The sequence below is a fragment of the Herbiconiux oxytropis genome, assembly GCF_024979315.1.
Classification (GTDB): domain Bacteria; phylum Actinomycetota; class Actinomycetes; order Actinomycetales; family Microbacteriaceae; genus Herbiconiux; species Herbiconiux oxytropis.
In genome coordinates this window covers 88,006-111,863 of record NZ_JANLCK010000010.1, presented here as the reverse complement: position 1 = coordinate 111,863, position 23,858 = coordinate 88,006, and the positions used below count along the sequence as shown (strand labels likewise).

The window sequence follows — 23,858 nt, the reverse complement described above, 5'->3', positions numbered from 1 at the left end:
TCGTGCACGGCGCGTCTCGATCAGCGCAGCGCGTCGATGAGCGTGGGGACCTGGGCGGCGGCGTCGGTCAGGTTCAGTCGCAGCACGGGTCGGCCGTGCTCGGCGAGCACACCGGCGTCGCCGGCGGCCTGAGCCTGGATGAGCTGGCCGAAGGTGAACGGACGATCGGGGATCTCGAGATCCCCGGGTGCATCGGCCGTGATCTGCAGGAACACCCCGTCGGCCGGTCCGCCCTTGTGGTACTGACCGGTCGAGTGCAGAAAACGAGGGCCCCAGCCGAACGTGACGGGCCGGCCCGATCGCTTCGCGAGCAGGTCGCGGATGGCGGCGAGCTGCGGCAGGGCGAGCCTGTCGACGTACGCCATGACAGCGACGTAACCGGTGGCCGGCAGCGAGGCGAGAAGCGCCTCGACGGCTCCGGCCAGGGTTCCTGCCGCGGTGAGCGTGCCCGGTGTGCCGCGCACCTCGATGCCGCCCTCGACGAACGCGGGGGAGACGGGCTCCGGCCGGTCGTCGAGGAGGCCGCGGGCGGCCTCCTTCGCCGACTCGACGTCGGGCTGATCGAACGGATCGATGCCGAGCAGACGCCCGGCCACCGCGATCGCGTACTCCCAGGTGAGCAGGAGTGCACCGAGTGTGCCGCTCACGAGCACCTCGCCGGGGTGGCGCTCGCGCAGGTGGTGCTCACCAGCGTTCGCCACGAGGCGGACGATCTGCACGTCGGCGAGACCCTCGGTGAGCTCCGGGGAGTCGACGTCGAGCACGACGGGGAGGAGTCCCTTTCCGTCTTTGCCGGTCGACTCGGCGATCAGCTGCTCGGCCCAGTCGGCGAAGCCCACGATGTGGGTTCCGTCGGCCACGATGGCGACCTTGTCGCGCAGCGGCGACGTGCCCGCCAGGGCGGCGCCGAGGATCAGTCCGAAGTTCTCCGATCCGTCTTCGGCGAGGTTGAGGGAGATGGCCTCCGCCTCATCGAGCAGCTCACCGATGTCGGCGCCGGCGAGCCCGGACGGCACGAGACCGAAGGCCGTGAGCGCCGAGTAGCGGCCGCCCACGTCGGGGTCGGCCAGGAACGTGCGGTAGCCCGCCGCGGTGGCCAGCTGCTCGAGCGGTGAGCCCGGATCGGTCACGATCACGATCCGGGAGACGGGGTCGATGCCCGCCGCACGGAAGGCGCTCTCGTAGGCCCGGCGCTGGCTGTCGGTCTCGAGGGTGCCGCCGGACTTCGACGACGCGACGAGCACGGTGGTCTCGAGGCGGTCGGCGAGAGCGGCGCGCAGCTGCCCCGGAGCAGTCGAGTCGAGGATGGTGAGCTCGACACCGGCCGTCTTGGTGATGACCTCGGGAGCCAGCGACGATCCGCCCATGCCCGCGAGCACGATGTGGTCGATGCCGGCCGCGAGGAATTCCTCACGGAGTGCGGAGACCTCCGCCACGAGCGGCCGCGAGACAGCCACCGCCTCGACCCAGCCGAGGCGCTTGGACGCCTCGGCCTCGGCGGCCGGACCCCAGAGCGAGGGGTTCTCGGCCGTGATCCCGGAGGCGACCAGGTCGGCCACCAGACGCGGTACGTGCGTCTGGACGGCCGTCCTGGCGTCTCCGGAGACGTGGATCGATACGGTCACTCGGCAGCCTTCAGGGCGGCCGTCACGGTGTCGAGCAGCTCGTTCCAGGAGACGATGAACTTCTCCACGCCCTCCTTCTCGAGCAGCTCGGTGACCTCGGCGTACGAGATGCCGAGGGCGCCGATGGCGTCAAGCACCTTGTTGGCCTCGGCGTAGCTGTTCGCGATGGTGTCGCCGGTGACGACTCCGTGGTCGGCGAGAGCGTCGAGGGTCTTCTCCGGCATCGTGTTGACCACGCTGGGAGCGGCGAGCCCGACGACGTAGGTGGTGTCGGGGACACTCGGGTCCTTCACGCCGGTCGAGGCCCAGAGCGGACGCTGCGTGTTGGCACCGGCCTCGAGCAGCACGAGGGCGCGCTCGGTGGCGAACGCCTGGGTCCACACCTCGTAGGCGAGCTGGGCGTTGGCCACGCCGGCCTTGCTCTTGAGGGCGAGCGCCTCGTCGGTGCCGATCTCGTTGAGGCGCTTGTCGATCTCGGTGTCGACGCGCGACACGAAGAAGGAGGCGACGGAGTGGATCTTCGACAGGTCGTGGCCCGCCTCCTTGGCCTTCTCGAGGCCGGCGAGGTAGGCGTTGATGACGTCGCGGTAGCGCTCGAGCGAGAAGATCAGCGTCACGTTCACCGAGATGCCCTCGCCGATGGTGTTCGTGATGGCCTCGAGGCCCTCCACCGTGGCGGGGATCTTGATGAGCACGTTCTCGCGGTCGACCTTGGCGTAGAGGGCCTTGGCCTGCTCGAACGTTCCGGCGGCGTCGTGCGCGAGCCCCGGCTCGACCTCGATCGAGACGCGGCCGTCGAAGCCCTTGGTCTCGTCGTAGATCGGCTTGAAGATGTCGCTCGCGGTGGCCACGTCATCGGTCGTGATCTCGAAGACGGCGTCGGTCACGTTCGTTCCCGACTTCGCGAGCGTCTGCACCTGCTCGTCGTACGACTCGCCCTTGGCGAGGGCGGCGGCGAAGATCGTGGGGTTCGTGGTGACGCCCACGACGTTCTTCTCGGCGATGAGCTTCTGCAGCCCGCCCGAGGAGATGCGCTCGCGCGACAGGTCGTCGAGCCAGATGCTGACGCCGACGTCGGAGAGCTTCTGAGTGGATTCGGTCATTGTTCTTCTCCTAGAAAGTGTGTCTGTCGGCCGGCGCTAGAGCGCGGCCAGCGAGGTCTTCGCGGCCTCGACGGCCGCCTCGGTGGTGATGCCGAACTCGCGGAACAGGGTCTTGTAGTCGGCCGAGGCACCGAAGTGCTCGATCGAGACGATGCGGCCGGCGTCGCCGACGTAGTGCCGCCAGCCGAGGCCGATGCCGGCCTCGATCGAGACGCGCGCCTTGACGGCCGCGGGCAGCACGTGCTCCTTGTACTCATCCGACTGCTCCTCGAACCACTCGAGCGACGGAGCAGAGACGACGCGGGCGTTGATGCCCTCGCCCCTCAGGATCTCACGGGCCTCGACGGCCAGGTGCACCTCGGAGCCGGTGGCGATGAAGATCACGTCGGGCGTGCCGTTCGGAGCCTCGGCGAGCACGTAGGCGCCCTTCGAGACGTTGCTCGCCGACGCGAAGACCTCACCGGAGGCCTCGCCGTCGCCGCGCTCGTAGACCGGGATGTTCTGGCGGGTGAGCGCGATGCCGGCCGGGTTGTGACGGCGGCCGAGGATGGTGAGCCAGGCGTGGCCCACCTCGCTCGCGTCTGCGGGACGCACGACGTCGAGCCCCGGGATCGCGCGGAGCGACCACAGCTGCTCGATCGGCTGGTGCGTGGGGCCGTCTTCGCCGAGGGCGACGGAGTCGTGGGTCCAGACGAACACCGAGGGCACCTTCATGAGTGCGGCCAGACGCACCGCGGGGCGCATGTAGTCGCTGAAGATGAGGAAGGTGCCGCCGAACGGGCGGGTCTTGCCGTGCAGCACGATGCCGTTGAGGATCGACGCCATGGCGTGCTCGCGGATGCCGAAGTGCAGCACGCGGCCGTACGGGTTGCCCGTCCACTCGTGCGTCGAGTGCTCGGAGGGCACGAACGACGCGGCCGACTCGATCGTGGTGTTGTTCGACTCGGCGAGGTCTGCGGAGCCGCCCCAGAACTCGGGCAGCAGCGGCGCGAGGGAGTTGATGACCTTGCCGGAGGAGGCGCGGGTCGAGACGTCCTTCCCGGGCTCGAACACGGGGAGTGCGTCGGTGAGCCCCTCGGGGAGCTCGCCGGCCTCGAGGCGGTCGAGCAGCTCCTTCTTCTCGGGGTGGGCGGCGGCCCAGGCGTCGAAGCCCTTCTGCCACTCGGCACGCTCCTCGGCGCCCTTGGCGATCGCGCCGCGGGTGTGCTCGATGACCTCTTCGGCCACCACGAAGGACTGCTCGGGGTCGGCGCCGAGCACCTCCTTGAGGCCCTTGAGCTCGTCGGCGCCGAGCGCCGAGCCGTGGATCTTGCCGGTGTTCTGCTTCTTCGGGCTCGGCCAGCCGATGATCGTCTTGAGGATGATCAGCGACGGCTTGGAGGTCTCGGCCTTGGCGGCCTCGATCGCCTCGTAGAGGGCGTGCACGTCTTCGACGTACTGACCCGTCTTCTTCCAGTCGACCACCTGCACGTGCCAGTGGTAGGCCTCGTAGCGGGCCTTGACGTCTTCGGTGAAGGCGATGTTGGTGTCGTCCTCGATCGAGATCTGGTTCGAGTCGTAGATCGCGATGAGGTTGCCGAGCTGCTGGTGGCCGGCGAGCGAGGAGGCCTCGCTCGTGACGCCCTCCTGCAGGTCGCCGTCTCCGGCGATCACGTAGGTGTGGTGGTCGAACGGGCTCGTGCCGGGCGCGGCATCCGGATCGAACAGACCGCGCTCGAAGCGCTGCGCGTAGGCGAAGCCCACGGAGGAGGCGAGACCCTGGCCGAGCGGGCCGGTCGTGATCTCGACGCCGTCGGTGTGGCCGTACTCGGGGTGGCCGGGCGTCAGCGAGCCCCAGGTGCGGAGCGCCTTGAGGTCGTCGAGCTCGAGGCCGTAGCCGCCGAGGTAGAGCTGGATGTACTGGGTGAGGGAGGAGTGACCGACCGACAGGATGAAGCGGTCGCGCCCGAGCCAGTGCTGGTCTCTGGGGTCTTTGCGCATGACCTTCTGGAACAGGAGGTAGGCCGCCGGCGCGAGGCTGATCGCGGTGCCGGGGTGGCCGTTGCCCACCTTCTCGACGGCGTCGGCCGCGAGGATCTTGGCGGTGGTGACCGCCTGGTCGTCAATGGGTTCCCATTGGAGTGAAGCCACGAGGTGTTGGACCCTTCTCGATTGCGGCTCCTCAGAAGCGGAACCGATCCGCCACAATCATATCGACGCCGACAGGGGCCGCCGCTTCGATCGAATAGACTTGTGGACGGGATCTTTCTGTGCAGGTAATGAGGAGTAATGGACGTAGCGGTTGACGGCCGGGTCGAGCATCGGCGGATCAGCCCGATGGAGAAGGTCAAGGCGTATGTCGCGCTGACCAAACCGCGGGTGATCGAGCTCCTCCTGGTGACCACCGTCCCGGTGATGATCCTGGCCCAGCAGGGTATCCCGAACCTGTGGCTCGTCTTCGCGACCCTCATCGGCGGGGCGCTCTCCGCCGGCAGCGCCGGAGCGTTCAACTGCTACTTCGACCGCGACATCGACCGCGTGATGGATCGCACCTCGAAGCGTCCGCTCGTCACCGGTGTGCTGACCGACCGCGAGGCGCTCGTCTTCGCCTGGGCCCTCGGCGTCATCTCGATCGCCTGGCTCGCCGTCTTCACCAACCTGCTGGCCGCCTCGCTCTCGCTCGTCGCGATCCTCATCTACGTTCTGCTCTACACGCTCGTGCTGAAGCGCCGCACCCCGCAGAACATCGTCTGGGGCGGCACGGCGGGATGCATGCCCGTGCTGATCGGCTGGGCGGCCGTCACGAACTCGCTGTCGTGGGAGGCGCTGATCCTCTTCGGCATCATCTTCCTCTGGACCCCGCCGCACTACTGGCCGCTGTCGATGAAGTACCGCGCCGACTACAAGACCGCCGGAGTGCCGATGCTCGCCGTGGTGCGCGGCCGGGTCGTCGTCGGCCTCCAGATCGTGCTCTACGCGTGGGCCATGGTGGCGTGCTCGCTGCTGCTGATCCCGGTCGGTCACATGGGCCTCATCTACTCGGCCACCGCCGTGATCGCGGGGGGCTGGTTCCTCTACGAATCGCACCGCCTCTACAGCCGGTCGATCCGCGACCTCTCGATCAAGCCGATGCGCGTCTTCCACGGCTCGATCACGTACCTCACGCTCATCTTCCTCGCGGTCGCGATCGACCCGCTGGTCACGATCCTCCCGCTGTAAGGGGTCCCGAATGCAGACCCCCTTCGGCTGGCTCGCCGACCGCGTCTCCCTCTCACCCCGCGCCCTGCGCTGGGGCACGACGGCCGCTCTCGTCGTGAGCATCCTCATCATCATCACCGGCGGTGTCGTGCGCGTCACGGGCTCCGGCCTCGGCTGCCCCACCTGGCCGGCCTGCGACGACGGATCGCTCACCACGACGCCCGAGCTCGGCATCCACGGCTTCATCGAGTTCGCGAACCGCGCGCTCACCGGCGTGCTGATCGCCGCCGTCGGCTGGGCGATCGTGGCGGCCCGGCTGCAGAAGCCCCGCGTGCGGAGCATGACCAGGCTCGCCTGGTCGCAGTTCTGGCTCGTGGTCGCCAACGCCGTGGCCGGGGGAGTGACGGTACTCACCGAGCTCAACCCCTGGGTCGTGGCCATGCACTTCCTGATGGCGATCGCCCTGCTCACGACCACCACGCTCACCTGGCACCGCGCGCATCGAGCGCAGGGTGCCGAGGCCGTCTTCCCGCGCCCGGTCGGCATCCTGGCCTGGGTGCTCGTAGCGGCCACCGCCGTGCTCATCGTCGTCGGCACGCTCGTGACCGGCACCGGACCGCACGCGGGCGATTCGGCCGACGTGCCGCGGATGGCGTTCGTCTGGGAGCACGTGGCGATCGCGCACGGCGTGCTCGGCACGCTCGTGCTCGTGCTCGGGGTCGTGCTCTACATCGCCGTCGCCCGCATCCCCGGCGCCGCTCTGGCCCGACGCCGTGCGCTCACCTTCGTGGTGGTCGTCGTGCTGCAGGCCGTCCTCGGGGTCGTGCAGGCGCTGACGGGCCTCCCGGAGTGGATGGTCGTGCTGCACCTGCTGGGCTCGGCGCTGGTCTGGGTGGGCGTCCTCCGGGTGCTGCTCGATGTGCATCCGCATCTCTGGGCCCCCGGCGCTCCCGGGCCGTATACAATGAAGTCTCAGGAACCCGCTCTTCAGGCCTAGTTCCGCCCGACACCCGATCCGCACCTAGTCCGGGCATCTGCACAGAGTCCCGGCATCGGCAGATAGTTCGATGCGACTATGGAATGTCGGAGACCTCCTCCAGGTTGCACAGCAAGGAAGGGAGACAGTCATGTCTGACGTACTCATCGACCGTCCGGAACTCGAGAACCTCGGAGTCTACGAATTCGGCTGGTCCGATTCCGACACCGCCGGTGCCACGGCGAAACGCGGCATCAACGAAGCCGTGGTGTCGAACATCTCCGCGCTGAAGAACGAGCCGGAGTGGATGCTGAAGACGCGCCTCAAGGCCCTTCAGATCTTCGGTCGCAAGCCCATGCCCACCTGGGGCGCAGACCTCTCGGGCATCGACTTCGACAACATCAAGTACTTCGTGCGCTCCACGGAAAAGCAGGCCCAGACCTGGGAAGATCTGCCCGACGACATCAAGAACACCTATGAGAGGCTCGGCATCCCCGAGGCGGAGCGTCAGCGCCTCGTCTCCGGTGTGGCCGCGCAGTACGAGTCCGAGGTGGTCTACCACCAGATCCGTGAAGACCTCGAGGCCCAGGGCGTCATCTTCATGGACACGGACACCGCGCTCCGCGAGCACCCCGAGTTCTTCACCGAGTACTTCGGCACCGTCATCCCGTCGGGCGACAACAAGTTCGCCGCGCTCAACACGGCCGTCTGGTCGGGCGGATCGTTCGTCTATGTGCCGCCCGGCGTGCACGTCGAGATCCCGCTGCAGGCCTACTTCCGCATCAACACGGAGAACATGGGCCAGTTCGAGCGCACGCTGATCATCGCCGACGAGGGCTCGTACGTCCACTACATCGAGGGCTGCACCGCTCCGATCTACAAGAGCGACTCGCTGCACTCCGCCGTGGTCGAGATCATCGTCAAGAAGAACGCCCGGGTGCGCTACACGACCATCCAGAACTGGTCGAACAACGTCTACAACCTCGTCACCAAGCGGGCCATCGCCCACGAGGGCGCGACGATGGAGTGGATCGACGGCAACATCGGCTCCAAGGTCACCATGAAGTACCCCTCGATCTACCTCGTGGGCGAGCGGGCCAAGGGAGAGACGCTCTCGGTGGCCTTCGCGGGCCCCGGCCAGCACCAGGATGCCGGCGCGAAGATGATCCACATGGCTCCGTACACGCAGTCCTCGATCGTCTCCAAGTCGATCGCCCGAGGCGGTGGGCGCGCAGGCTACCGCGGCGAGATCCGAGTCGCGGAGAACGCGCACCACTCGGCCAACACCGTGCGCTGCGACGCCCTGCTGGTCGACACCATCTCGCGCTCGGACACCTACCCGGCCATCGACATCCGGGTCGACGACGTGCAGCTCGGTCACGAGGCCACGGTCTCGAAGGTCTCCGAGGAGCAGCTGTTCTACCTGATGTCGCGCGGTCTTCCCGAAGACGAGGCGATGGCCATGATCGTGCGCGGCTTCATCGAGCCGATCGCCCGGGAGCTGCCGATGGAGTACGCACTCGAACTCAACAAGCTCATCGAGATGGGCATGGAAGGATCCGTAGGCTGAACATGGCCCTCGCCTCACCCGCTTTCGTTCCCGTCCAGACCCGGTCGGAGCGCCTCGCCTCGACCTCCGTCACGGACTTCCCGGCCGTCACCGGCCTCGAGTTCGAGTGGAAGTTCATTCCGCTGGCTCGCGTCAAGCACCTCACCGAGGGTGCGCTCGACGGATCGCCGACGGCGTTCACCTACTCGGTGTCGGCCGGCACCGCCGTGGACTGGATCGATCCCTCGGCACCGGTCGTCGGCACCGCCGGCGTGCCGGAGGACAGGGCCGCAGCGAACGCCTGGGCCTCGGTCGAGAAGGTGCTGCACATCGCGGTGACCGGTGAAGACGCGGCCGAGCTCGTGGTGCGACGTGACCGCTTCGGATCGACGGCGCGCGCGGCCCACGTGGTGATCGAGGCGGCGCCGAACAGCAAGGGCGTCGTCATCCTCGAACATCACGGATCGGCGAACCTCACGGAGAACGTCGAGATCGTGGTGGGCGACAACGCCCAGCTCACGGTCGTGACCGTGCAGGAGTGGGATGACGAGGCACTCCACCTCTCCTCCCATTTCGCGCGAGTGGGCCGGGATGCGAACCTCCGCCACGTGATCGTGTCGCTCGGCGGCTCGGTCGTGCGGGTGAACCCCTCCGTGCACCTGGTGGCGCCGGGCGCTTCGATCGATTCGTTCGGCCTCTACTTCGCCGACGCGGGGCAGTACTTCGAGCAGCGCCCCTACATCGACCACCAGGCCGCGAACACGCGCAGCCGGGTGAACTACAAAGGCGCCCTGCAGGGCAAGGGTGCGCACACCGTCTGGGTGGGCGACGTGCTGATCGGCCCGCACGCCGACGGCACCGACAGCTACGAGCAGAACCGCAACCTCGTGCTCTCCGAGGGCACGCGCGCCGACAGCATCCCGAACCTCGAGATCGAGACCGGCAACATCCAGGGTGCCGGACACGCCTCCTCGACCGGCCGGTTCGACGACGAGCAGCTCTTCTACCTGCAGTCGCGCGGCATCTCCGAGGAGGAGGCTCGCCGTCTCGTCGTGCGGGGCTTCCTCGCGGAGATCATCAATGAGATCGGCTCGCCCGCCCTCGAGGAGCGGCTCTCCGCCGCCGTCGAGGCGGAGCTCGTGCAGGCCGAGGCCGTGCGCGCCTCGGCGCTGGTGCAGTAGCCGTGGCCGAGAAGGTGTGCGCGTTCGAGGACGTGCCGGTCAACCAGGCGCTCCGCGTCGTGGTCGGCGGCGTCGCGATCGCCCTGGTGAAAGACAGCGCGGGGGAGTGCCACGCCATCGGCGACACCTGCACGCACGGCGACATCTCGCTCGCCGAGGGCTTCGTCGAAGACGACACTCTCGAGTGCTGGGCCCACGGCTCCAAGTTCTCGCTCGAGACCGGCAAGCCGCTCACGCTGCCGGCCTACGAGCCCGTCCCCGTGTTCTCGATCGAGATCATCGACGGGGACATCTACATCGACCCGACCGTGACGAAAGTGATTAACTAGCATGTCTGTTCTGAAGATCGAAGACCTCCAGGTGAGCGTCGAGACCGAGCAGGGGACCAAGCAGATCCTGCGCGGCGTCGACCTCACCATCGGCGAGGGCGAGACCCACGCCATCATGGGCCCGAACGGCTCCGGCAAGTCGACGCTCGCCTACGCGATCGCCGGGCACCCGAAGTATCAGGTCACGGGCGGTTCCGTGCAGCTCGACGGCGAGGAGATGCTGGACAAGACGGTCGACGAGCGCGCTCGCGCGGGCCTCTTCCTCGCCATGCAGTACCCGGTCGAGATCCCCGGCGTCTCGGTGTCGAACTTCCTCCGCACCGCCAAGACCGCGCTCGACGGCGAGGCCCCGCCCATCCGCAGCTGGATCAAGGACCTCGACTCGTCGATGACGGCCCTCCGCATGGACAGGACCTTCCGGGAGCGCAACGTCAACGAGGGCTTCTCGGGCGGCGAGAAGAAGCGGCACGAGATCCTGCAGCTCGAGCTTCTGAAGCCCAAGTTCGCGGTGCTCGACGAGACCGACTCCGGACTCGACGTGGATGCGCTGAAGATCGTCTCCGAGGGCGTCAACCGCGCGAAGGAGACCACCGGGCTCGGTGTGCTGCTCATCACGCACTACAACCGCATCCTGCGCTATGTGAAGCCCGACTTCGTGCACGTGTTCGTGGCCGGCCGTGTGGCCGAACAGGGCGGGCCCGAGCTCGCCGTGCGACTCGAGAACGAGGGCTACGATCGCTTTCTCACCGGCGCGAACGTAGAATAACGAAATGGTCACGACACTCGAACCGACGCGCTACGACCAGATCGAAGAAGCGCTCAAAGACGTCATGGACCCTGAGCTCGGCGTGAACATCGTCGACCTCGGTCTCATCTACGACCTCGGCTGGGATGCGGAGCAGGACGCGCTCGTCATCAGCATGACGCTGACGTCGGCAGGCTGCCCGCTCACCGACGTGCTCGAGGAGCAGACGGCGGAGGCGCTCGACGGCGTCGTCGATCAGTTCCGCATCAACTGGGTGTGGATGCCGCCGTGGGGCCCCGAGAAGATCACCGACGACGGCCGCGACATGATGCGCGCCCTCGGCTTCTCCATCTGACGCTTCCGCGTTCGAAACCGCACTCGTCGCGGCATCCGCTCTTCTGGAGAGCACGGATGTCGCGACGTTTGCGTTTCTGAACCACCGCATCTGCTCCTGCACAGCTGTGGGCCCGCGGCGGTGAGTCCACCGATCCGCGGCGCGGCGACCGGGCCGGCGGCCGATGCGGCACCGTTGCGGCATGATTTCCGCAGCCGCACTCGTCAGCGACCTCGGTGGCGTGGCGTCGTGCCGGGAACTCGCTCTCCACGGTGTACTTGCGACCGAGGTCACCCGTGCCGTGAGGGTGGGCTCGCTCATTCGTGTCCGAAACGGGTGGGTCGCGCAGCCTCGCGAGGGGCCGCCTGACGTTCTCGAGGCGGTGAGGGCCGGGGGCACTCTCGGGTGCGTGTCCGCACTCGTCGCACGAGGTGTCTGGACCCGCCGAGACGCACGGCGGCATGTTCGGATCCGACGCTACGCGCACCGACCCGGCCCGTCGACAGGTCTCGTGCTGCACCGCTCGCATCCGATCATCGGGCTAGCTCCCCCCGTCGGCGGCCTCGACTCCGTCGAGTGGGCTGTGGCTCACGCGACGATGTGCCAGCCGCCGCGAGACGCGGTGGCGACTCTCGATTCCGTGCTCCACCTCGCGCTCTGCTCCCGACGGCGGCTTGAAGACGTGGTGGGCGGGCTTCCTTGGCGCTACGCCTCCCTTCTCGACCGAGCTGATGCTCGTGCCGAATCCGGGCTGGAGACCCATGTGCGGCTGCTGCTCCGCTCGGTCGGGATCCGCGTGGAGGTGCAGGTGCAGATCAGCGGCGTCGGGCGGGTCGATCTCCTGGTGGGCGACCGGCTCGTCATCGAGACGGACGGGCGGGAGTGGCACTCCGATGCGCGGTCGTTCGCCGACGACAAGCGGCGCGATCTCGCCCTCGTCGAACGCGGGTATCTGGTGCTCCGGTTGAGCTCTGCGCAGGTGATGTTCGAGTCGGAGCTGGTGCTCGATGTCGTGCGGCGGCTCCTAGCCCGCGGGGAGCATCGATGGGCGGCGCGACACCGCCGCGCCGGATTGGCCGTCCATCTGTGATGCGGTTCGACAATGCACACGTCGCGGCCTCCGAGCTCCTTGGGGAGCCGGCGGCCGCGACGTTTGCGAGTCTGAACTGGTGGGGACTAGGGCTTGGGGCGGGAGGTGAGCTTCCAGGCGAGGGGGATGATGCCGGCCGCGAGGAGGGCCTTGATGATGCCGCCGACGATGAAGGGGTAGAGGCCGGCCTGGAGGGTCTGCTCGAGGGTGAGTCCGAGGGAGGCGGCGAGCCAGGGGAGGCCCGCCGCGAACGTGATGACGGTGCCCGCGGTGAAGGAGGCGAAAGCGCCGAGCACTTTGCGGTCCCAGTTGCGCTGGGCGAGCCAGCCGGTGAGGCCCGCCGCCACGATGAAGCCGATGATGTAGCCACCCGTGGGGCCGGCGACGACCTGCCAGCCGGCGCTCGCGTCGCTGAACCACGGGACACCCGCGATGCCGACGACCGCGTAGACCGCCATGGCGATGACTCCTCGGAGGGCACCGAGCGTGGAGCCCACGAGCAGCACGGCGAGGGTCTGGCCCGTGATCGGCACCGGCCACAGCGGGATGGCGACCTGGGCCAGAAGGCCCACGAAGGCCGCGCCACCGGCGACGAGCATGACGTCGGTGAGGATGCTGCGGCTGATCAGCCGGTCAGCCAGGGTGGGACGGCCAACGGCCAGGGACAGGGTGGACATGCAGTCTCCTTCTCGGTGCCGGATCGCTGCACGAATGCACGACGATTGCACGGATGCGGGCAGCGGTCGGCCACCGGCTTCTCTCGAAATATACTAGAAGACGTCCCCCACCCCACCGCGTTGTGGCAACGCAACGAAAGAATTGGATTTCTCTGTGCTCAGCGTTACAGACCTGGCCATCCGGGTCGGCGCACGAACCCTCATGGAGGACGTGTCCTTCCGAGTCGGTCCTGGCGACAAGGTCGGCCTCGTGGGCCGGAACGGCGCGGGAAAGACCACGCTCACCAAGGTGCTCGCAGGCGACCTGCAGCCTGCCGCGGGTTCGGTGAACCGGAGTGGCGAACTCGGCTACCTGCCTCAGGATCCCCGCTCGGGAGACCCGGAGGAGCTGGCGCGCACGCGCATCCTGAACGCCCGTGGCCTCGGCTCGCTGCTCGAGGGCATGAGCGAGTCGTCGATGGCTATGGCGAGCGACGACCCGAAGGTCAGTGCGGCCGCCATGAAGAAGTACGGCAACCTCACGGAGCGCTTCGACGCGCTCGGCGGCTATGCGGCCGAGGCGGAGGCGGCCTCGATCGCCTCGAACCTGAGCCTTCCCGACCGCATCCTCGACCAGCCGCTGAAGACGCTCTCCGGCGGTCAGCGCCGGCGCATCGAGCTCGCCCGGATCCTGTTCTCAGATGCCGAGACGCTCATCCTCGACGAGCCGACCAACCACCTCGACGCCGACTCCGTGGTGTGGCTGCGCGAGTTCCTGAAGAGCTACAACGGCGGCTTCATCGTGATCAGCCACGACATCGAACTCGTGGGCGAGACCGTGAACCGCGTGTTCTACCTGGATGCGAACCGTCAGGTCATCGACGTCTACAACATGAACTGGCGCAACTACCTCCGTCAGCGCGAGGCCGACGAGGAGCGCCGCAAGAAGGAGCGCGTCAACGTCGAGAAGAAGGCCACGCAGCTGCAGATGCAGGCCGCCCGCTTCGGCGCAAAGGCCTCGAAGGCCGCAGCGGCGCACCAGATGGTGGCGCGCGCCGAGAAGATGCTCTCCGGGCTCGAGGAGGTGCGCGAGGTCGACCGGGTGGCGAAGCTGCGGTTCCCCACGCCCGCCGCCTGCGGCCGCACGCCGCTCATGGCCTCGAACCTCTCGAAGAGCTACGGTTCGCTCGAGATCTTCACGGCCGTCGACCTCGCGATCGACCGAGGATCGAAGGTCGTCATCCTGGGCCTGAACGGTGCGGGCAAGACGACCCTGCTCCGCATCCTCGGCGGGGCCGACGAGCCCGACACCGGGCGCATCGAGCCCGGTCACGGCCTCCGGATCGGCTACTACGCCCAGGAGCACGAGACGATCGACGTCAAGCGCACCGTGCTCGAGAACATGGTGTCGGCCTCGCCGAACCTCACCGAGACCGAGGCGCGGCGCGTGCTGGGCTCGTTCCTTTTCACCGGAGACGACGGGCACAAGCCCGCGGGAGTGCTCTCCGGCGGCGAGAAGACGAGGCTCGCGCTGGCCATGATCGTGGTGTCGGGCGCGAACGTGCTGCTGCTCGACGAGCCGACGAACAACCTCGATCCTGCCAGCCGCGAGGAGATCCTGGATGCGCTCGCGCACTACGAGGGCGCCGTCGTGCTGGTGAGCCACGACGAGGGTGCCGTCGAGGCGCTCAATCCCGAGCGCGTGCTGATCCTGCCGGACGGCGTCGAGGACCACTGGAACAAGGACTACGCCGACCTGATCTCGCTCGCCTAGCCGCTCCAGGCGACCAGGCCGCCGGACTCAGCGATTGTCGAGGATCTCGTCCTCGACCTCCGCGTCGGTCTTGCGGGCGAGGCGCTTGCGCTCGCGCTCGGCCGCGCGCTCCTGCTCCTCGGGGTCGTCGGCGTTCAGCCGGCGGAACTCCTGGCGCACGATGTAGCCGAGCCCCACGAAGCCGAGCACGCCGAAGCAGAACCACTGGAACGTGTACGACAGGTGCGCGCCCTCGTCGGGCTGCGGCTTGGGCATGGCCATCGGGCGCTCCGCCGGGGCCGGATCCTCGCTCGCGAGCAGGCCGTAGGCGGCCGTGTACGTGGGGAGATCGAGCAGGTCGGCGATCACGGGCAGTTCGATCGTGCCGATCTGCCCGTCGCCGAGGCCGCCCATCGAGGCGAGCTCGGGCTCGCTCGCCTTGAGCCGCGCGACCACCGTGACCGTTCCCTCGGGTGCGGCCGGCACGGCATCCGGAGCGTTCTGCCGCTCGCCCGTGGGCACCCAGCCGCGGTCGACGACGAAGACGTCGCCGTTCTCGAGCTGGAAGGGCACGAGAACATCGAAACCGACGTCGCCACCGAGCGGCCGGTTGCGCACGAGCAGCTGATCATCGGAGAGGTAACGGCCGGTCATGGAAACCGTGAGCCACTCGTCGGACTCGTCGTAGGAGTCGAGCTCGGGGAGCACATCGGCGAGAGGCGTGGGCTCGGCGTCGAAGTTGGCGGCCACGCGGTTGATCTCGGCGACCGCTTCATCACGGCGCGCGAGCTGCCAGAGCGCGAGGAGCACGCATACGAGCGCGAACACGAGCGTGAGCGCGAGATAGCCGGCCCAGCGGCGGCTGAGCAGGAAACGCCAACCCATCATGCCGGCACGACCTCCAGCGGGAAGTCGCGGGCGGCGAGGAACTCCCGAAGGAAGGAGACGTGCTCGTCGCAGGCGAGCCAGATCTTGCGACGGTCCTCGGAGTGGATCTTCGGGTTCCGCCATTCGATGCGCCAGATGCCCTCCGCGCGGCAGCTAGCCCGCGAGCACTCGGCGGCCGAGGGCTCGAGCCCGAGCGAGATCACGGCCGGGGCTCCTCGGAACCCGGCGCCGGCCGGTAGACCTCTATGGCGGTCGGCTGCTCGTGCCGTTTGAGGCTCGACGTGCCGACGTTGCCGAGCACCACCGCGAAGTAGGGGAGGAGGATGGCGCCGGCGGCCACGACAGCGAGCCACCAGCCCTGCACGAAGAGCATGAGAACGAGACAGACCACGCGGATCGACATCATGAGCAAGTACTTGTTCATGCGCTTCCGGCGCTCGTCATCGGGTGACGGCGGGAGGCTGGTGACCGACTGGCTGCTCTTCATGATGTACCCCTTAGCCTACGCTCGCTTTCCTGCTCCTAAGCTGGTATTCGATCATCCGTCGCCCAGCAGTGAGGACCACCCCAGCGTGAGCACCACCACCCCCCGTACCGTACTGATCACCGGCGGCAACCGCGGCATCGGCTACGCCATCGCCGAGGAGTTCGTGGCCCAGGGCCACCGTGTCGCCGTGACCGCCCGCTCGGGCATGGGGCCGGAGGGCACCCTCACCGTGATCGCCGACGTCACCGACGGCGCCTCCATCGACGCCGCCTTCACGGAGGTGGAGAAGGAGCTCGGCCCCGTCGAGGTCGTCGTGGCCAACGCAGGCATCACGCGCGACACCCTCATGATGCGGATGTCGGAGGACGACTTCACGAGCGTGATCGACACCAACCTCACGGGCGCGTTCCGCGTGGTCAAGCGCGCCTCGAAGGGCATGCTCAAGGCCCGCTTCGGCCGCATCGTGCTCATCTCGAGCGTCGTGGGGCTCTACGGATCGGCCGGCCAGGTCAACTACAGCGCCTCGAAGAGCGCTCTCGTGGGTCTCGCCCGCTCGGTCTCGCGTGAGCTCGGCGCCCGCGGGATCACCGCCAACGTCGTGGCGCCCGGGTTCATCGAGACCGACATGACGGCCGAGCTGCCCGAGGCGCAGCAGGCCGAGTACAAGAAGAGCATCCCGGCCGGGCGGTACGGATCGGCGGGTGAGGTCGCGAAGGCGGTCGCATGGCTCGCCGGCGACGACGCCGCGTACATCACAGGCGCCGTCATCCCCGTCGACGGCGGCCTCGGCATGGGGCACTGACCCCGGCGAGGCTGACCGTCAACCGCGCAACCCCACCAGGGGCAGGAGCTGGCTGAGGTCGCGCACGTCCATCACGAGGTCGGCGTTCTCGCGCACGAGCGGCCGCGCGTGGAAGGCGACGGAAAGCCCAGCGATCTCCATCATCTTGAGATCGTTGGCCCCGTCGCCCACCGCGACGGTGCGGGAGAGCGGGGTGCCGCGGGCGCCCGCCCACTCGGTGAGCGCATCCGCTTTGCTCTGCGGGTCGATGATGGGCCCCGAGACCGTGCCGGTGAGGCGACCGTCGGCCACACCGAGGCGGTTGGCGCGCCAGTGGTCGAGCCCGAGCGACTCGGCGAGCGGGTCGAGCACCTCGTGGAACCCTCCGGAGACCACCGCCACAGCACCCCCGGCCGCGTGCACGGCGGCGATCATCTCGGGCACTCCGTCGGTCACCCGGATCGCGGCACGAACCTCGTCGAAGCACGACGACGGCAGGCCCTCGAGCAGCCGCACGCGGGCGGCGAGGCTCTGGGCGAAGTCGAGTTCGCCGCGCATGGCCCTCTCGGTGATCTCCGCGACCTCGGCGTGGCAGCCTGCCAGGTCGCCGAGCATCTCGATCACCTCGTTCTCGATGAGGGTGGAGTCGACATCGAGGACGATGAGGATGCTCATGGATCTACGCGAACTCCCTTGCCTACGACGGTGATGCCCGAGTCGGTGACCGTGAACCCTCGTTCACGGTCGCGCTCCGCATCCACACCCACCTGGGCGCCGGCCGTCACGATCACGTTCTTGTCCAGGATAGCCCGACGCACCACGGCGTCCGGTTCGATGTGCACGCGGTCGAAGAGCACCGACTGCTGCACGAGGGCGCCTGAATCGACCGTCGTCCACGGCCCCACGACGCTGCCCTCGACGCGGGCGCCGGAGATCAGGCAGCCGAGCGAGACGATCGACTCCACCGTGACCCCGGGGTTGCCCTTGCTGTCGCGCACGAACTTGGCGGGCGGCGAGTTGAGCTGCTGGGTGTAGATCGGCCACTTCTCGTTGTAGAGGTTGAAGACCGGGAGCGCCGAGATGAGGTCCTGGTGCGCGTCGTAGAACGAGTCGATCGTTCCCACATCGCGCCAGTAGTAGCGGTCGCGGTCGGTCGAGCCGGGCACGTCGTTGCGGTTGAGGTCGTAGACGGCGGCGTTGCCGGCCGCCACGAACGCGGGGATGATGTCGCCTCCCATGTCGTGGCTCGAGCCCGGCAGCTCGCCGTCGCGGATGACCGCGTCGATGAGCTGGTCGGCGTCGAAGATGTAGTTGCCCATGGAGGCGAGCACCTCGCCGGGGGAGTCGACGAGCCCCGTCGCATCCTTCGGCTTCTCGAGGAACTCGGAGATGACCGTCGGGTCGTCGTCGGCGGTCTGGATGACCCCGAACTGGTCGCTCAACTCGATCGGCTGGCGGATGGCCGCGACCGTCGCGCCCTTGCCCGAGTCGATGTGCGCCTGGATCATCTGGCCGAAGTCCATGCGGTAGACGTGGTCGGCGCCGACCACGACGACGATGTCGGGCTTCTCGTCGCGGATGAGGTTGAGCGACTGCAGGATGGCGTCGGCGGATCCGCTGAACCAGCGCTTGCCGAGCCGCTGCTGGGCGGGCACGGAGGCGATGTAGGAGTTCAGGAGACCGTCGAGGTGCCAGGTCTGCGAGACGTGGCGGTCGAGCGAGTGCGACTTGTACTGCGTGAGCACGACGATCTGGCGGAGACCGGAGTTGACGAGGTTCGACAGCGCGAAGTCGATCAGACGATAGCCCCCGCCGAACGGCACTCCGGGCTTCGCTCGATCGGCCGTGAGGGGCATGAGGCGCTTGCCCTCGCCACCGGCCAGGACGATGCCGAAGATCTTCTGTGATGCTGCCATACCCCCCACCATAATGAGGTTTCCGCCGGCTCGTACTACGGTTCGATTATGCGAGTCGACGTGATCACCCGAGAGTATCCGCCCGAGGTCTATGGAGGCGCCGGCGTGCACGTCGCCGAGCTGGTGAAGGGCCTGAGGTCCCATCTCGATATCGCCGTGCGCTGCTTCGGCGCTCCGCGCGACGAGGAGGGTGTGTTCGCCTACGGTGTGCCCGCCGAGCTCGCAGGGGCGAATCCGAGCCTCACCACCCTGGGTGTCGACCTGCAGATCGCCGAGGCCGTGGCCGGCACCTCGCTCGTGCACTCGCATACCTGGTACGCCAACGCCGCCGGGCGGCTGGCCGCGCTGCTGCACGACGTGCCGCACGTCGTCACCGCCCACTCGCTCGAGCCCCTCCGCCCGTGGAAGGCCGAGCAGCTGGGCGGCGGCTACCGGATCTCGTCGCTGATCGAGAAGGATGCGTTCGAGTCGGCCGACAAGGTCATCGCGGTCAGCGACGGCATGGCCCGGGACATCCTGCGCTCGTACCCCTCCCTCGACGAGTCGAAGGTCGTGACCGTCTACAACGGCATCGACCTCGAGCGCTGGAGGCCGAACCACGACGCCGCCGTGCTCGCACGTCTCGGCATCGACGCCGACCGGCCGACCGTGGTGTTCGTGGGGCGGATCACGCGCCAGAAGGGACTGCCGTATCTCCTTCGCGCCCTCGCGCTGCTGCCGGAGGACGTGCAGGTCGTGCTCTGCGCCGGCGCGCCCGACACGCCCGCGATCCTCGAGGAGGTCTCGAGCGCCGTGCGCACTCTGCAGGAGACACGCGGCGGCATCATCTGGATCGAGGAGATCCTGCCGCAGAGCGACCTCACCGCCGTGCTCACCGCCGCGACCGTGTTCGTCTGCCCCTCGGTCTACGAGCCGCTCGGCATCGTGAACCTCGAGGCCATGGCGTGCGGCCTGCCCGTGGTCGGCACCGCCACCGGCGGCATCCCCGAGGTCGTCGACGACGGCGTGACGGGCCTCCTCGTGCCCATCGACCAGCTGCAGGACGGCACAGGCACACCGACCGACCCCGATCGCTTCGTGGCCGACCTCGCCCGAGCCCTCACCGAGGTCGTCTCCGACCCCGAGCGCGCCGCCCGCATGGGTGCCGCTGGACGGGCTCGTGCGGAGGCGGAGTTCTCCTGGGGCGCCATCGCCTCCCAAACCGCCGACATCTACCGCGCGTTGATCTGAGCAGAGGTTTCTGCGCGACTAAACTTCTTCCATGCCCACTGTGCTCGATCTCGAAGACGTTTCGGTTGTCCGCGATGGGACCACCATCCTCAGCGGAGTGAATTGGAAGGTGGACGGCGATCAGCGCTGGGTCGTGCTCGGCCCGAACGGCGCCGGCAAGACCACACTGCTGCAGATCGCGGCCGCGATGAGCCACCCCTCCAGCGGGGTCGTGCACGTGCTCGAGGGCCAGCTCGGCCAGGTCGACCTGTTCGAACTGCGGCCCCGCGTGGGCTTCGCATCGAGCGCGATGGCCCGCCGGTTCCCGGCCAACGAGACCGTGCTCAACGTCGTGCTCACGGCGGCCTATTCGGTCACCGGCCGCTGGAACGAGGCCTATGAGGACATCGACCTCCGCCGGGCGCAGCGCGTGCTCGTGGAGTGGAAGCTCGACCACCTCTCGGAGCGCCTCTTCGGCTCCCTGAGCGATGGCGAGCAGAAGCGTGTGCAGATCGCCCGATCGGTGATGACCGACCCCGAGCTGCTGCTGCTCGACGAGCCGGCCGCGAGCCTCGACCTCGGCGCCCGCGAGGAGCTGCTGCAGCTGCTCGGCGGTTACGCCTCGGCCCCCGAGGCCCCTGCGATCGTGATGGTCACCCACCACGTCGAGGAGATCCCCAAGGGCTTCACCCACGCCCTGCTGCTCGGCCCCGACGGCATCGTGGCGGCCGGCGAGCTCGGTGACGTGCTCACCGCCCAGAACCTCGAGGCCACGTTCGGCCTCCCGATCGCCCTCTCCGAAGACGACGGGCGCTTCAGCGCTCGCGCCGCGTGACATCTATCTGCTAAACTGTCTAGCTGGCCCGTCTGGCCCTAGATCTCATCCCTCGCTGTGACACAAGGACACCACTATGAAGACTGACACCCACCCCAAGTACGAAGCTGTTGTCTTCCGCGACCTCGCATCGGGCGCCACTTTCCTCACCCGTTCGACCGTCGGCTCCGCCAAGACGATCGAGTGGGAGGACGGCAACACCTACCCCGTCATCGACGTCGAGATCTCGTCGGAATCGCACCCCTTCTACACGGGCAAGCAGCGCATCCTCGACTCGGCCGGCCGCGTCGAGAAGTTCAACACCCGTTACAAGGGCTTCGGCGGCGCCAAGTAGCCCTCAGGCCCTCACCGGCTGACGGCGCACCTGCACCGCCCGCAATCACACGCACGAGAACCCCGTCGACTCCGGTCGGCGGGGTTCTTCGTCGTCCGTGCTGAAGTTTCTGCGGAGAACGACAAACAGAGGCGGCCCCGGGGGCGGCTCAGGGGCGGGGCGGCACCTCGGGCCAGCCGCGGCGCGCCGTGAACTGCGGGTCGCGGACACGCCGCATGTAGTCCTCGAAGGAGTCGCACTGGGCGTCGTGCCAGGCGTGCTGAGCCGCGTGCAGCTGCACGAGGTCGAGGTCGAGCTCGGCGGGGAACGCCGACGCGATGGCCTGGGCCACCCGGCCGGCCGCGATCGCGTCGGCCCCCGCGTCGTGCGCGTCGGTGAGCGTCACGCCGTAGTGGGCCGAGGAGGCCTCGAGCGTGCGCTTGCCCTTGCGGTAGCGGTCGAGCTGCTTGTCGATGACGAGTGGATCGATCACGGGGAAGGGCGCCACGAGGGGGAGCACCCCGTGCCGGAGCGACTCGTGGTGCAGCAAGCTGAGGTCGTAGGGCGCGTTGTACACGACGAGGGCGTAGCCGTCGTCGAGCGCACGGCGGAGCTCGGTGACGATCTCGGCGACGACCTCGGCCGCCGGCCGGCCCTCGGCCCGGGCGTGCGCCGTGGTGATGCCATGCACCGCCGTGGCCTGCTCGGGGATGGGGACTCCCGGATCGGCGAGCCAGTCCCGGCGCCGCACGGGCTCGCCCGCCGCGTCGAGCAGCGAGATGTTGGCGGTGACCACGCGGCTGGTCTCGACGTCGATCCCGGTGGTCTCGAGGTCGAACACCGCGAGCCGGTCGGCCCAGGCGGGACGCGGGCGGGTCTCGACGGCCACGGGGGCGCCTTCGAACGCCATCGGCACCGCTTCCGCTTCGACGATCGGCACAGCGACCGACGGAGCCGACATCACCCCGGGCGGAGCCACCGGAGCAGCCGCGACCACGGGAGCAGCGGCCGCCGCCTCCACCACGAGCTCCGCGTCGGCCAGGTCGAAGAGGGGCACCTCGACGAAGACGACGTCGGTGCGGGAGGATTCGGTCATCGGCACGGGCTACCGCCCCTGTTCTTGCTCGGTTCTCTGGCCGACATGCAGCCAGTAGAAGGCTTGGGTTCCGAAAGTGAGCGTAACCCGGCCCTCGTCGTCGAACGACGGGAACTCGCCGTGACCGAACAGATCGAACAGGCGGCGGCCCGCGAACTCGGGCGCCTCGATGGTGGCGGTGACGGGGTTGTGCGAGAACGAGAACACGCACAGCACGTCCTCCGGCGCATCTCCCAGGTAATCGCCCGAACCCTCGTAGGAGCGCACGAACGACAGCACGGATTCGTGGTCGCTCGAGAGCACCTTCATGGTGCCGAGACCGAATGTCGGATGCGCCTTCCGCACGTGGATGACGTTGCGCACCCAATGCAGGAGCGAGCGCGACTGGGCGAGCTGCGACTCGACGTTGACCAGGTTGTAGTTGTAGACGAGCGACTGCACGACCGGCAGGTAGAGCTTGCCGGGATCGGCGGTGGAGAAGCCCGCGTTCCTGTCCGGGGTCCACTGCATGGGCGTGCGGGAGGAGTCGCGGTCCGGCAGCCAGATGTTGTCACCCATGCCGATCTCGTCGCCGTAGTAGAGGAAGGGCGAGCCCGGAAGCGAGAACAGCAGTGCATGGGCGAGCTCGAGCTCGGCACGCGAGTTGTCGAGCAGCGGCGCCAGCCGGCGCCGGATGCCGATGTTCGAACGCATCCGCGGATCGTAGGCGTACCAGCCGTACATGGCCTGCCGGTACTCCTCCGACACCATCTCGAGCGTCAGCTCGTCGTGGTTGCGGAGGAACACGCCCCAGGCGGCTCCCGGCGGGATGTCGGTGGTCTCGGACAGCACGCGCATGAGCTCGTCGGCCCGCTGCGAGCGGAGCGAGTAGAAGATGCGCGGCATGACCGGGAAGTCGAAGGCCATGTGGCACTCCGGCTCCTCCTCGGTGCCGAAGAACGCCGCAACCTCGCGGGGCCACTGGTTGGCCTCAGCCACGAGCATGCGACCCGGGTACTCGTTGTCGATCATGGCGCGCAGCCGCACGATGTACTCGTGCGTCTTGGGCTCGCCCTCGCCGTTGCCCTCCTCGGACTCGAAGAGGTAGGGGATGGCGTCGAGCCGCAGGCCGTCGACCCCCATGTCGAGCCAGAACCGGCAGACGTCGAAGACGGCCTCCTGCACGGCCGGGTTCTCGAAGTTGAGGTCGGGCTGGTGGGAGAAGAAGCGGTGCCAGAAGAACTGCCGGCGCACGGGGTCGAACGTCCAGTTCGACTCCTCCGTGTCGACGAAGATGATGCGGATGTTCTCGTACTTCTCGTCGTCGTCGGCCCAGACGTAGTAGTCGCCGTAGGGCCCCTCGGGGTCGGCGCGCGACTGCTGGAACCACTCGTGCTGGTCTGACGTGTGATTGAGCGGGAAGTCCATGATGATGCGCATGTTGCGCTCGTGCGCCTTCGTGACGAGCTCGCGGAACTCCTCGACGGTGCCGTAGTCCGGCAGCACGGCCTTGAAGTCGGAGACGTCGTAGCCTCCGTCGCGCAGCGGCGACTGGAAGAACGGCGGCAACCAGAGGGCGTCGATGCCGAGCCACTGCAGGTAGTCGAGCTTCGAGATCAGTCCCGCGATGTCGCCGAAGCCGTCTCCGTTGGAGTCGACGAACGAGCGGATCATCACCTCGTAGAAGACCGAGCGTCGATACCACTCGGGATCGAGGGAGAGACCGGGAGACTGGATGGGTGCGGTGAAGCTCACAGGTGTCCTTTCGGAGTGCGGAAGACCGGCCAGTGCATTCCACGCCCCACGCTAGTCCAAACCTCCGACAGTGCCAGCGCC

Annotated in this window: 24 protein-coding genes; 13 read left to right on the top strand and 11 right to left on the bottom strand. The window is 68.2% G+C overall.

Annotated elements, in window-relative coordinates; translation table 11 throughout:
• Positions 1–20: 20 nt before the first annotated feature.
• From N1028_RS16205 to tkt, 3 genes are read right to left on the bottom strand one after another with little or no spacing between them, the layout of a single operon-like run.
• On the bottom strand, positions 21–1,625 hold the full coding sequence (locus tag N1028_RS16205) for a glucose-6-phosphate isomerase (protein ID WP_259530430.1): 1,605 nt from the start codon (positions 1,623–1,625) through the stop codon (positions 21–23).
• Positions 1,622–2,728 carry a transaldolase gene (gene tal, locus N1028_RS16200; protein WP_259530429.1) on the bottom strand — a complete coding sequence of 369 codons (1,107 nt, stop codon included), beginning with the start codon at positions 2,726–2,728 and terminating at the stop codon, positions 1,622–1,624. The genes N1028_RS16205 and tal overlap by 4 nt, the downstream gene beginning before the upstream one ends.
• Positions 2,729–2,764: 36 nt before the next feature.
• Positions 2,765–4,858, bottom strand: a complete 2,094-nt coding sequence (tkt, locus tag N1028_RS16195; RefSeq protein WP_259530428.1) for a transketolase — start codon at positions 4,856–4,858, stop codon at positions 2,765–2,767.
• Positions 4,859–4,996: 138 nt separating this feature from the next.
• Between tkt and N1028_RS16190 the strand changes: the two genes are divergently transcribed.
• The 8 genes from N1028_RS16190 to N1028_RS16155 all read left to right on the top strand — a co-directional run bounded on the left by N1028_RS16190 (position 4,997) and on the right by N1028_RS16155 (position 12,109).
• Positions 4,997–5,926, top strand: a complete 930-nt coding sequence (locus N1028_RS16190) for a heme o synthase (RefSeq protein ID WP_259530427.1) — start codon at positions 4,997–4,999, stop codon at positions 5,924–5,926.
• Positions 5,927–5,936: 10 nt separating this feature from the next.
• On the top strand, positions 5,937–6,902 hold the full coding sequence (locus N1028_RS16185) for a COX15/CtaA family protein (protein ID WP_259530426.1): 966 nt from the start codon (positions 5,937–5,939) through the stop codon (positions 6,900–6,902).
• A 130-nt stretch (positions 6,903–7,032) separates the two neighbouring features.
• Positions 7,033–8,451 (top strand): Fe-S cluster assembly protein SufB, encoded by a 1,419-nt coding sequence (sufB, locus tag N1028_RS16180; RefSeq protein WP_259530425.1) that lies wholly within the window; start codon positions 7,033–7,035, stop codon positions 8,449–8,451.
• Positions 8,452–8,453: 2 nt separating this feature from the next.
• Positions 8,454–9,611 carry a Fe-S cluster assembly protein SufD gene (gene sufD / locus N1028_RS16175; protein ID WP_259530424.1) on the top strand — a complete coding sequence of 386 codons (1,158 nt, stop codon included), beginning with the start codon at positions 8,454–8,456 and terminating at the stop codon, positions 9,609–9,611.
• 2 nt (positions 9,612–9,613) lie between these two features.
• Positions 9,614–9,940: a non-heme iron oxygenase ferredoxin subunit gene (locus tag N1028_RS16170; RefSeq protein ID WP_259530423.1), complete on the top strand. Its 327-nt coding sequence runs from the start codon at positions 9,614–9,616 to the stop codon at positions 9,938–9,940.
• Position 9,941: 1 nt separating this feature from the next.
• Positions 9,942–10,706: a Fe-S cluster assembly ATPase SufC gene (sufC, locus tag N1028_RS16165; protein WP_259530422.1), complete on the top strand. Its 765-nt coding sequence runs from the start codon at positions 9,942–9,944 to the stop codon at positions 10,704–10,706.
• A gap of 4 nt (positions 10,707–10,710) precedes the next feature.
• Positions 10,711–11,040 carry a metal-sulfur cluster assembly factor gene (locus N1028_RS16160; RefSeq protein WP_259530421.1) on the top strand — a complete coding sequence of 110 codons (330 nt, stop codon included), beginning with the start codon at positions 10,711–10,713 and terminating at the stop codon, positions 11,038–11,040.
• 601 nt (positions 11,041–11,641) lie between these two features.
• Positions 11,642–12,109, top strand: coding sequence for an endonuclease domain-containing protein (locus tag N1028_RS16155; RefSeq protein WP_259530420.1), 468 nt, complete (start codon positions 11,642–11,644; stop codon positions 12,107–12,109).
• A gap of 86 nt (positions 12,110–12,195) precedes the next feature.
• Here the strand turns inward: N1028_RS16155 and N1028_RS16150 are convergent, their stop codons facing one another.
• Positions 12,196–12,786: a biotin transporter BioY gene (locus N1028_RS16150; protein ID WP_259530419.1), complete on the bottom strand. Its 591-nt coding sequence runs from the start codon at positions 12,784–12,786 to the stop codon at positions 12,196–12,198.
• Between the two features lie 154 nt (positions 12,787–12,940).
• Between N1028_RS16150 and N1028_RS16145 the strand changes: the two genes are divergently transcribed.
• Positions 12,941–14,539 carry an ABC-F family ATP-binding cassette domain-containing protein gene (locus N1028_RS16145; RefSeq protein WP_259530418.1) on the top strand — a complete coding sequence of 533 codons (1,599 nt, stop codon included), beginning with the start codon at positions 12,941–12,943 and terminating at the stop codon, positions 14,537–14,539.
• Between the two features lie 27 nt (positions 14,540–14,566).
• Here the strand turns inward: N1028_RS16145 and N1028_RS16140 are convergent, their stop codons facing one another.
• The 3 genes from N1028_RS16140 to N1028_RS16130 are packed head-to-tail and all read right to left on the bottom strand — an operon-like array spanning position 14,567 to position 15,893.
• The gene (locus tag N1028_RS16140) at positions 14,567–15,406 is read right to left on the bottom strand and encodes an SURF1 family cytochrome oxidase biogenesis protein (RefSeq protein ID WP_259530417.1); all 840 of its coding nucleotides are present in this window, start codon (positions 15,404–15,406) and stop codon (positions 14,567–14,569) included.
• Positions 15,403–15,609, bottom strand: a complete 207-nt coding sequence (locus N1028_RS16135) for a hypothetical protein (protein WP_259530416.1) — start codon at positions 15,607–15,609, stop codon at positions 15,403–15,405. Before N1028_RS16135 ends, N1028_RS16140 begins: the two co-directional genes overlap by 4 nt.
• The gene (locus tag N1028_RS16130) at positions 15,606–15,893 is read right to left on the bottom strand and encodes a DUF3099 domain-containing protein (RefSeq protein WP_259530415.1); all 288 of its coding nucleotides are present in this window, start codon (positions 15,891–15,893) and stop codon (positions 15,606–15,608) included. The genes N1028_RS16135 and N1028_RS16130 overlap by 4 nt, the downstream gene beginning before the upstream one ends.
• A gap of 85 nt (positions 15,894–15,978) precedes the next feature.
• Between N1028_RS16130 and fabG the strand changes: the two genes are divergently transcribed.
• Positions 15,979–16,695 carry a 3-oxoacyl-ACP reductase FabG gene (gene fabG, locus N1028_RS16125; protein ID WP_259530414.1) on the top strand — a complete coding sequence of 239 codons (717 nt, stop codon included), beginning with the start codon at positions 15,979–15,981 and terminating at the stop codon, positions 16,693–16,695.
• 18 nt (positions 16,696–16,713) lie between these two features.
• On the opposite strand, the gene serB is transcribed toward fabG, so the two are convergent.
• Together serB and N1028_RS16115 are read right to left on the bottom strand one after the other, a co-directional pair.
• The gene (gene serB, locus N1028_RS16120; protein ID WP_259530413.1) at positions 16,714–17,349 is read right to left on the bottom strand and encodes a phosphoserine phosphatase SerB; all 636 of its coding nucleotides are present in this window, start codon (positions 17,347–17,349) and stop codon (positions 16,714–16,716) included.
• Entirely contained in the window at positions 17,346–18,590 is a 1,245-nt protein-coding gene (locus tag N1028_RS16115; RefSeq protein ID WP_259530412.1) for a glucose-1-phosphate adenylyltransferase, read from the bottom strand. Before N1028_RS16115 ends, serB begins: the two co-directional genes overlap by 4 nt.
• 48 nt (positions 18,591–18,638) lie before the next feature.
• Here N1028_RS16115 and glgA point away from each other — a divergent pair, with 48 nt between their 5' ends.
• The 3 genes from glgA to N1028_RS16100 all read left to right on the top strand — a co-directional run bounded on the left by glgA (position 18,639) and on the right by N1028_RS16100 (position 20,968).
• Positions 18,639–19,820 (top strand): glycogen synthase, encoded by a 1,182-nt coding sequence (glgA, locus tag N1028_RS16110; RefSeq protein ID WP_259530411.1) that lies wholly within the window; start codon positions 18,639–18,641, stop codon positions 19,818–19,820.
• Positions 19,821–19,851: 31 nt separating this feature from the next.
• The gene (locus tag N1028_RS16105; RefSeq protein WP_259530410.1) at positions 19,852–20,634 is read left to right on the top strand and encodes an ABC transporter ATP-binding protein; all 783 of its coding nucleotides are present in this window, start codon (positions 19,852–19,854) and stop codon (positions 20,632–20,634) included.
• Between the two features lie 76 nt (positions 20,635–20,710).
• Positions 20,711–20,968 carry a type B 50S ribosomal protein L31 gene (locus N1028_RS16100; RefSeq protein WP_259530409.1) on the top strand — a complete coding sequence of 86 codons (258 nt, stop codon included), beginning with the start codon at positions 20,711–20,713 and terminating at the stop codon, positions 20,966–20,968.
• 148 nt (positions 20,969–21,116) lie between these two features.
• On the opposite strand, the gene N1028_RS16095 is transcribed toward N1028_RS16100, so the two are convergent.
• Positions 21,117–22,043, bottom strand: a complete 927-nt coding sequence (locus N1028_RS16095; RefSeq protein WP_375163415.1) for an exonuclease domain-containing protein — start codon at positions 22,041–22,043, stop codon at positions 21,117–21,119.
• 9 nt (positions 22,044–22,052) lie between these two features.
• The gene (treS, locus tag N1028_RS16090; RefSeq protein ID WP_259530408.1) at positions 22,053–23,777 is read right to left on the bottom strand and encodes a maltose alpha-D-glucosyltransferase; all 1,725 of its coding nucleotides are present in this window, start codon (positions 23,775–23,777) and stop codon (positions 22,053–22,055) included.
• Between the last annotated feature and the right edge of the window lie 81 nt (positions 23,778–23,858).

Excerpts from the sequence above, each read along its gene's own strand:
- N1028_RS16160 (WP_259530421.1), top strand. The coding sequence starts at position 10,711 with ATGGTCACGACACTCGAACCGACGCGCTACGACCAGATCGAAGAAGCG.
- N1028_RS16140 (WP_259530417.1), bottom strand. The coding sequence starts at position 15,406 with ATGATGGGTTGGCGTTTCCTGCTCAGCCGCCGCTGGGCCGGCTATCTC.
- N1028_RS16190 (WP_259530427.1), top strand. The coding sequence starts at position 4,997 with ATGGACGTAGCGGTTGACGGCCGGGTCGAGCATCGGCGGATCAGCCCG.
- N1028_RS16185 (WP_259530426.1), top strand. The coding sequence starts at position 5,937 with ATGCAGACCCCCTTCGGCTGGCTCGCCGACCGCGTCTCCCTCTCACCC.
- N1028_RS16130 (WP_259530415.1), bottom strand. The coding sequence starts at position 15,893 with ATGAAGAGCAGCCAGTCGGTCACCAGCCTCCCGCCGTCACCCGATGAC.
- serB (WP_259530413.1), bottom strand. The coding sequence starts at position 17,349 with ATGAGCATCCTCATCGTCCTCGATGTCGACTCCACCCTCATCGAGAAC.
- N1028_RS16105 (WP_259530410.1), top strand. The coding sequence starts at position 19,852 with ATGCCCACTGTGCTCGATCTCGAAGACGTTTCGGTTGTCCGCGATGGG.
- glgA (WP_259530411.1), top strand. The coding sequence starts at position 18,639 with ATGCGAGTCGACGTGATCACCCGAGAGTATCCGCCCGAGGTCTATGGA.
- sufC (WP_259530422.1), top strand. The coding sequence starts at position 9,942 with ATGTCTGTTCTGAAGATCGAAGACCTCCAGGTGAGCGTCGAGACCGAG.
- sufB (WP_259530425.1), top strand. The coding sequence starts at position 7,033 with ATGTCTGACGTACTCATCGACCGTCCGGAACTCGAGAACCTCGGAGTC.
- tal (WP_259530429.1), bottom strand. The coding sequence starts at position 2,728 with ATGACCGAATCCACTCAGAAGCTCTCCGACGTCGGCGTCAGCATCTGG.
- N1028_RS16100 (WP_259530409.1), top strand. The coding sequence starts at position 20,711 with ATGAAGACTGACACCCACCCCAAGTACGAAGCTGTTGTCTTCCGCGAC.
- N1028_RS16095 (WP_375163415.1), bottom strand. The coding sequence starts at position 22,043 with ATGACCGAATCCTCCCGCACCGACGTCGTCTTCGTCGAGGTGCCCCTC.
- N1028_RS16115 (WP_259530412.1), bottom strand. The coding sequence starts at position 18,590 with ATGGCAGCATCACAGAAGATCTTCGGCATCGTCCTGGCCGGTGGCGAG.
- N1028_RS16150 (WP_259530419.1), bottom strand. The coding sequence starts at position 12,786 with ATGTCCACCCTGTCCCTGGCCGTTGGCCGTCCCACCCTGGCTGACCGG.
- sufD (WP_259530424.1), top strand. The coding sequence starts at position 8,454 with ATGGCCCTCGCCTCACCCGCTTTCGTTCCCGTCCAGACCCGGTCGGAG.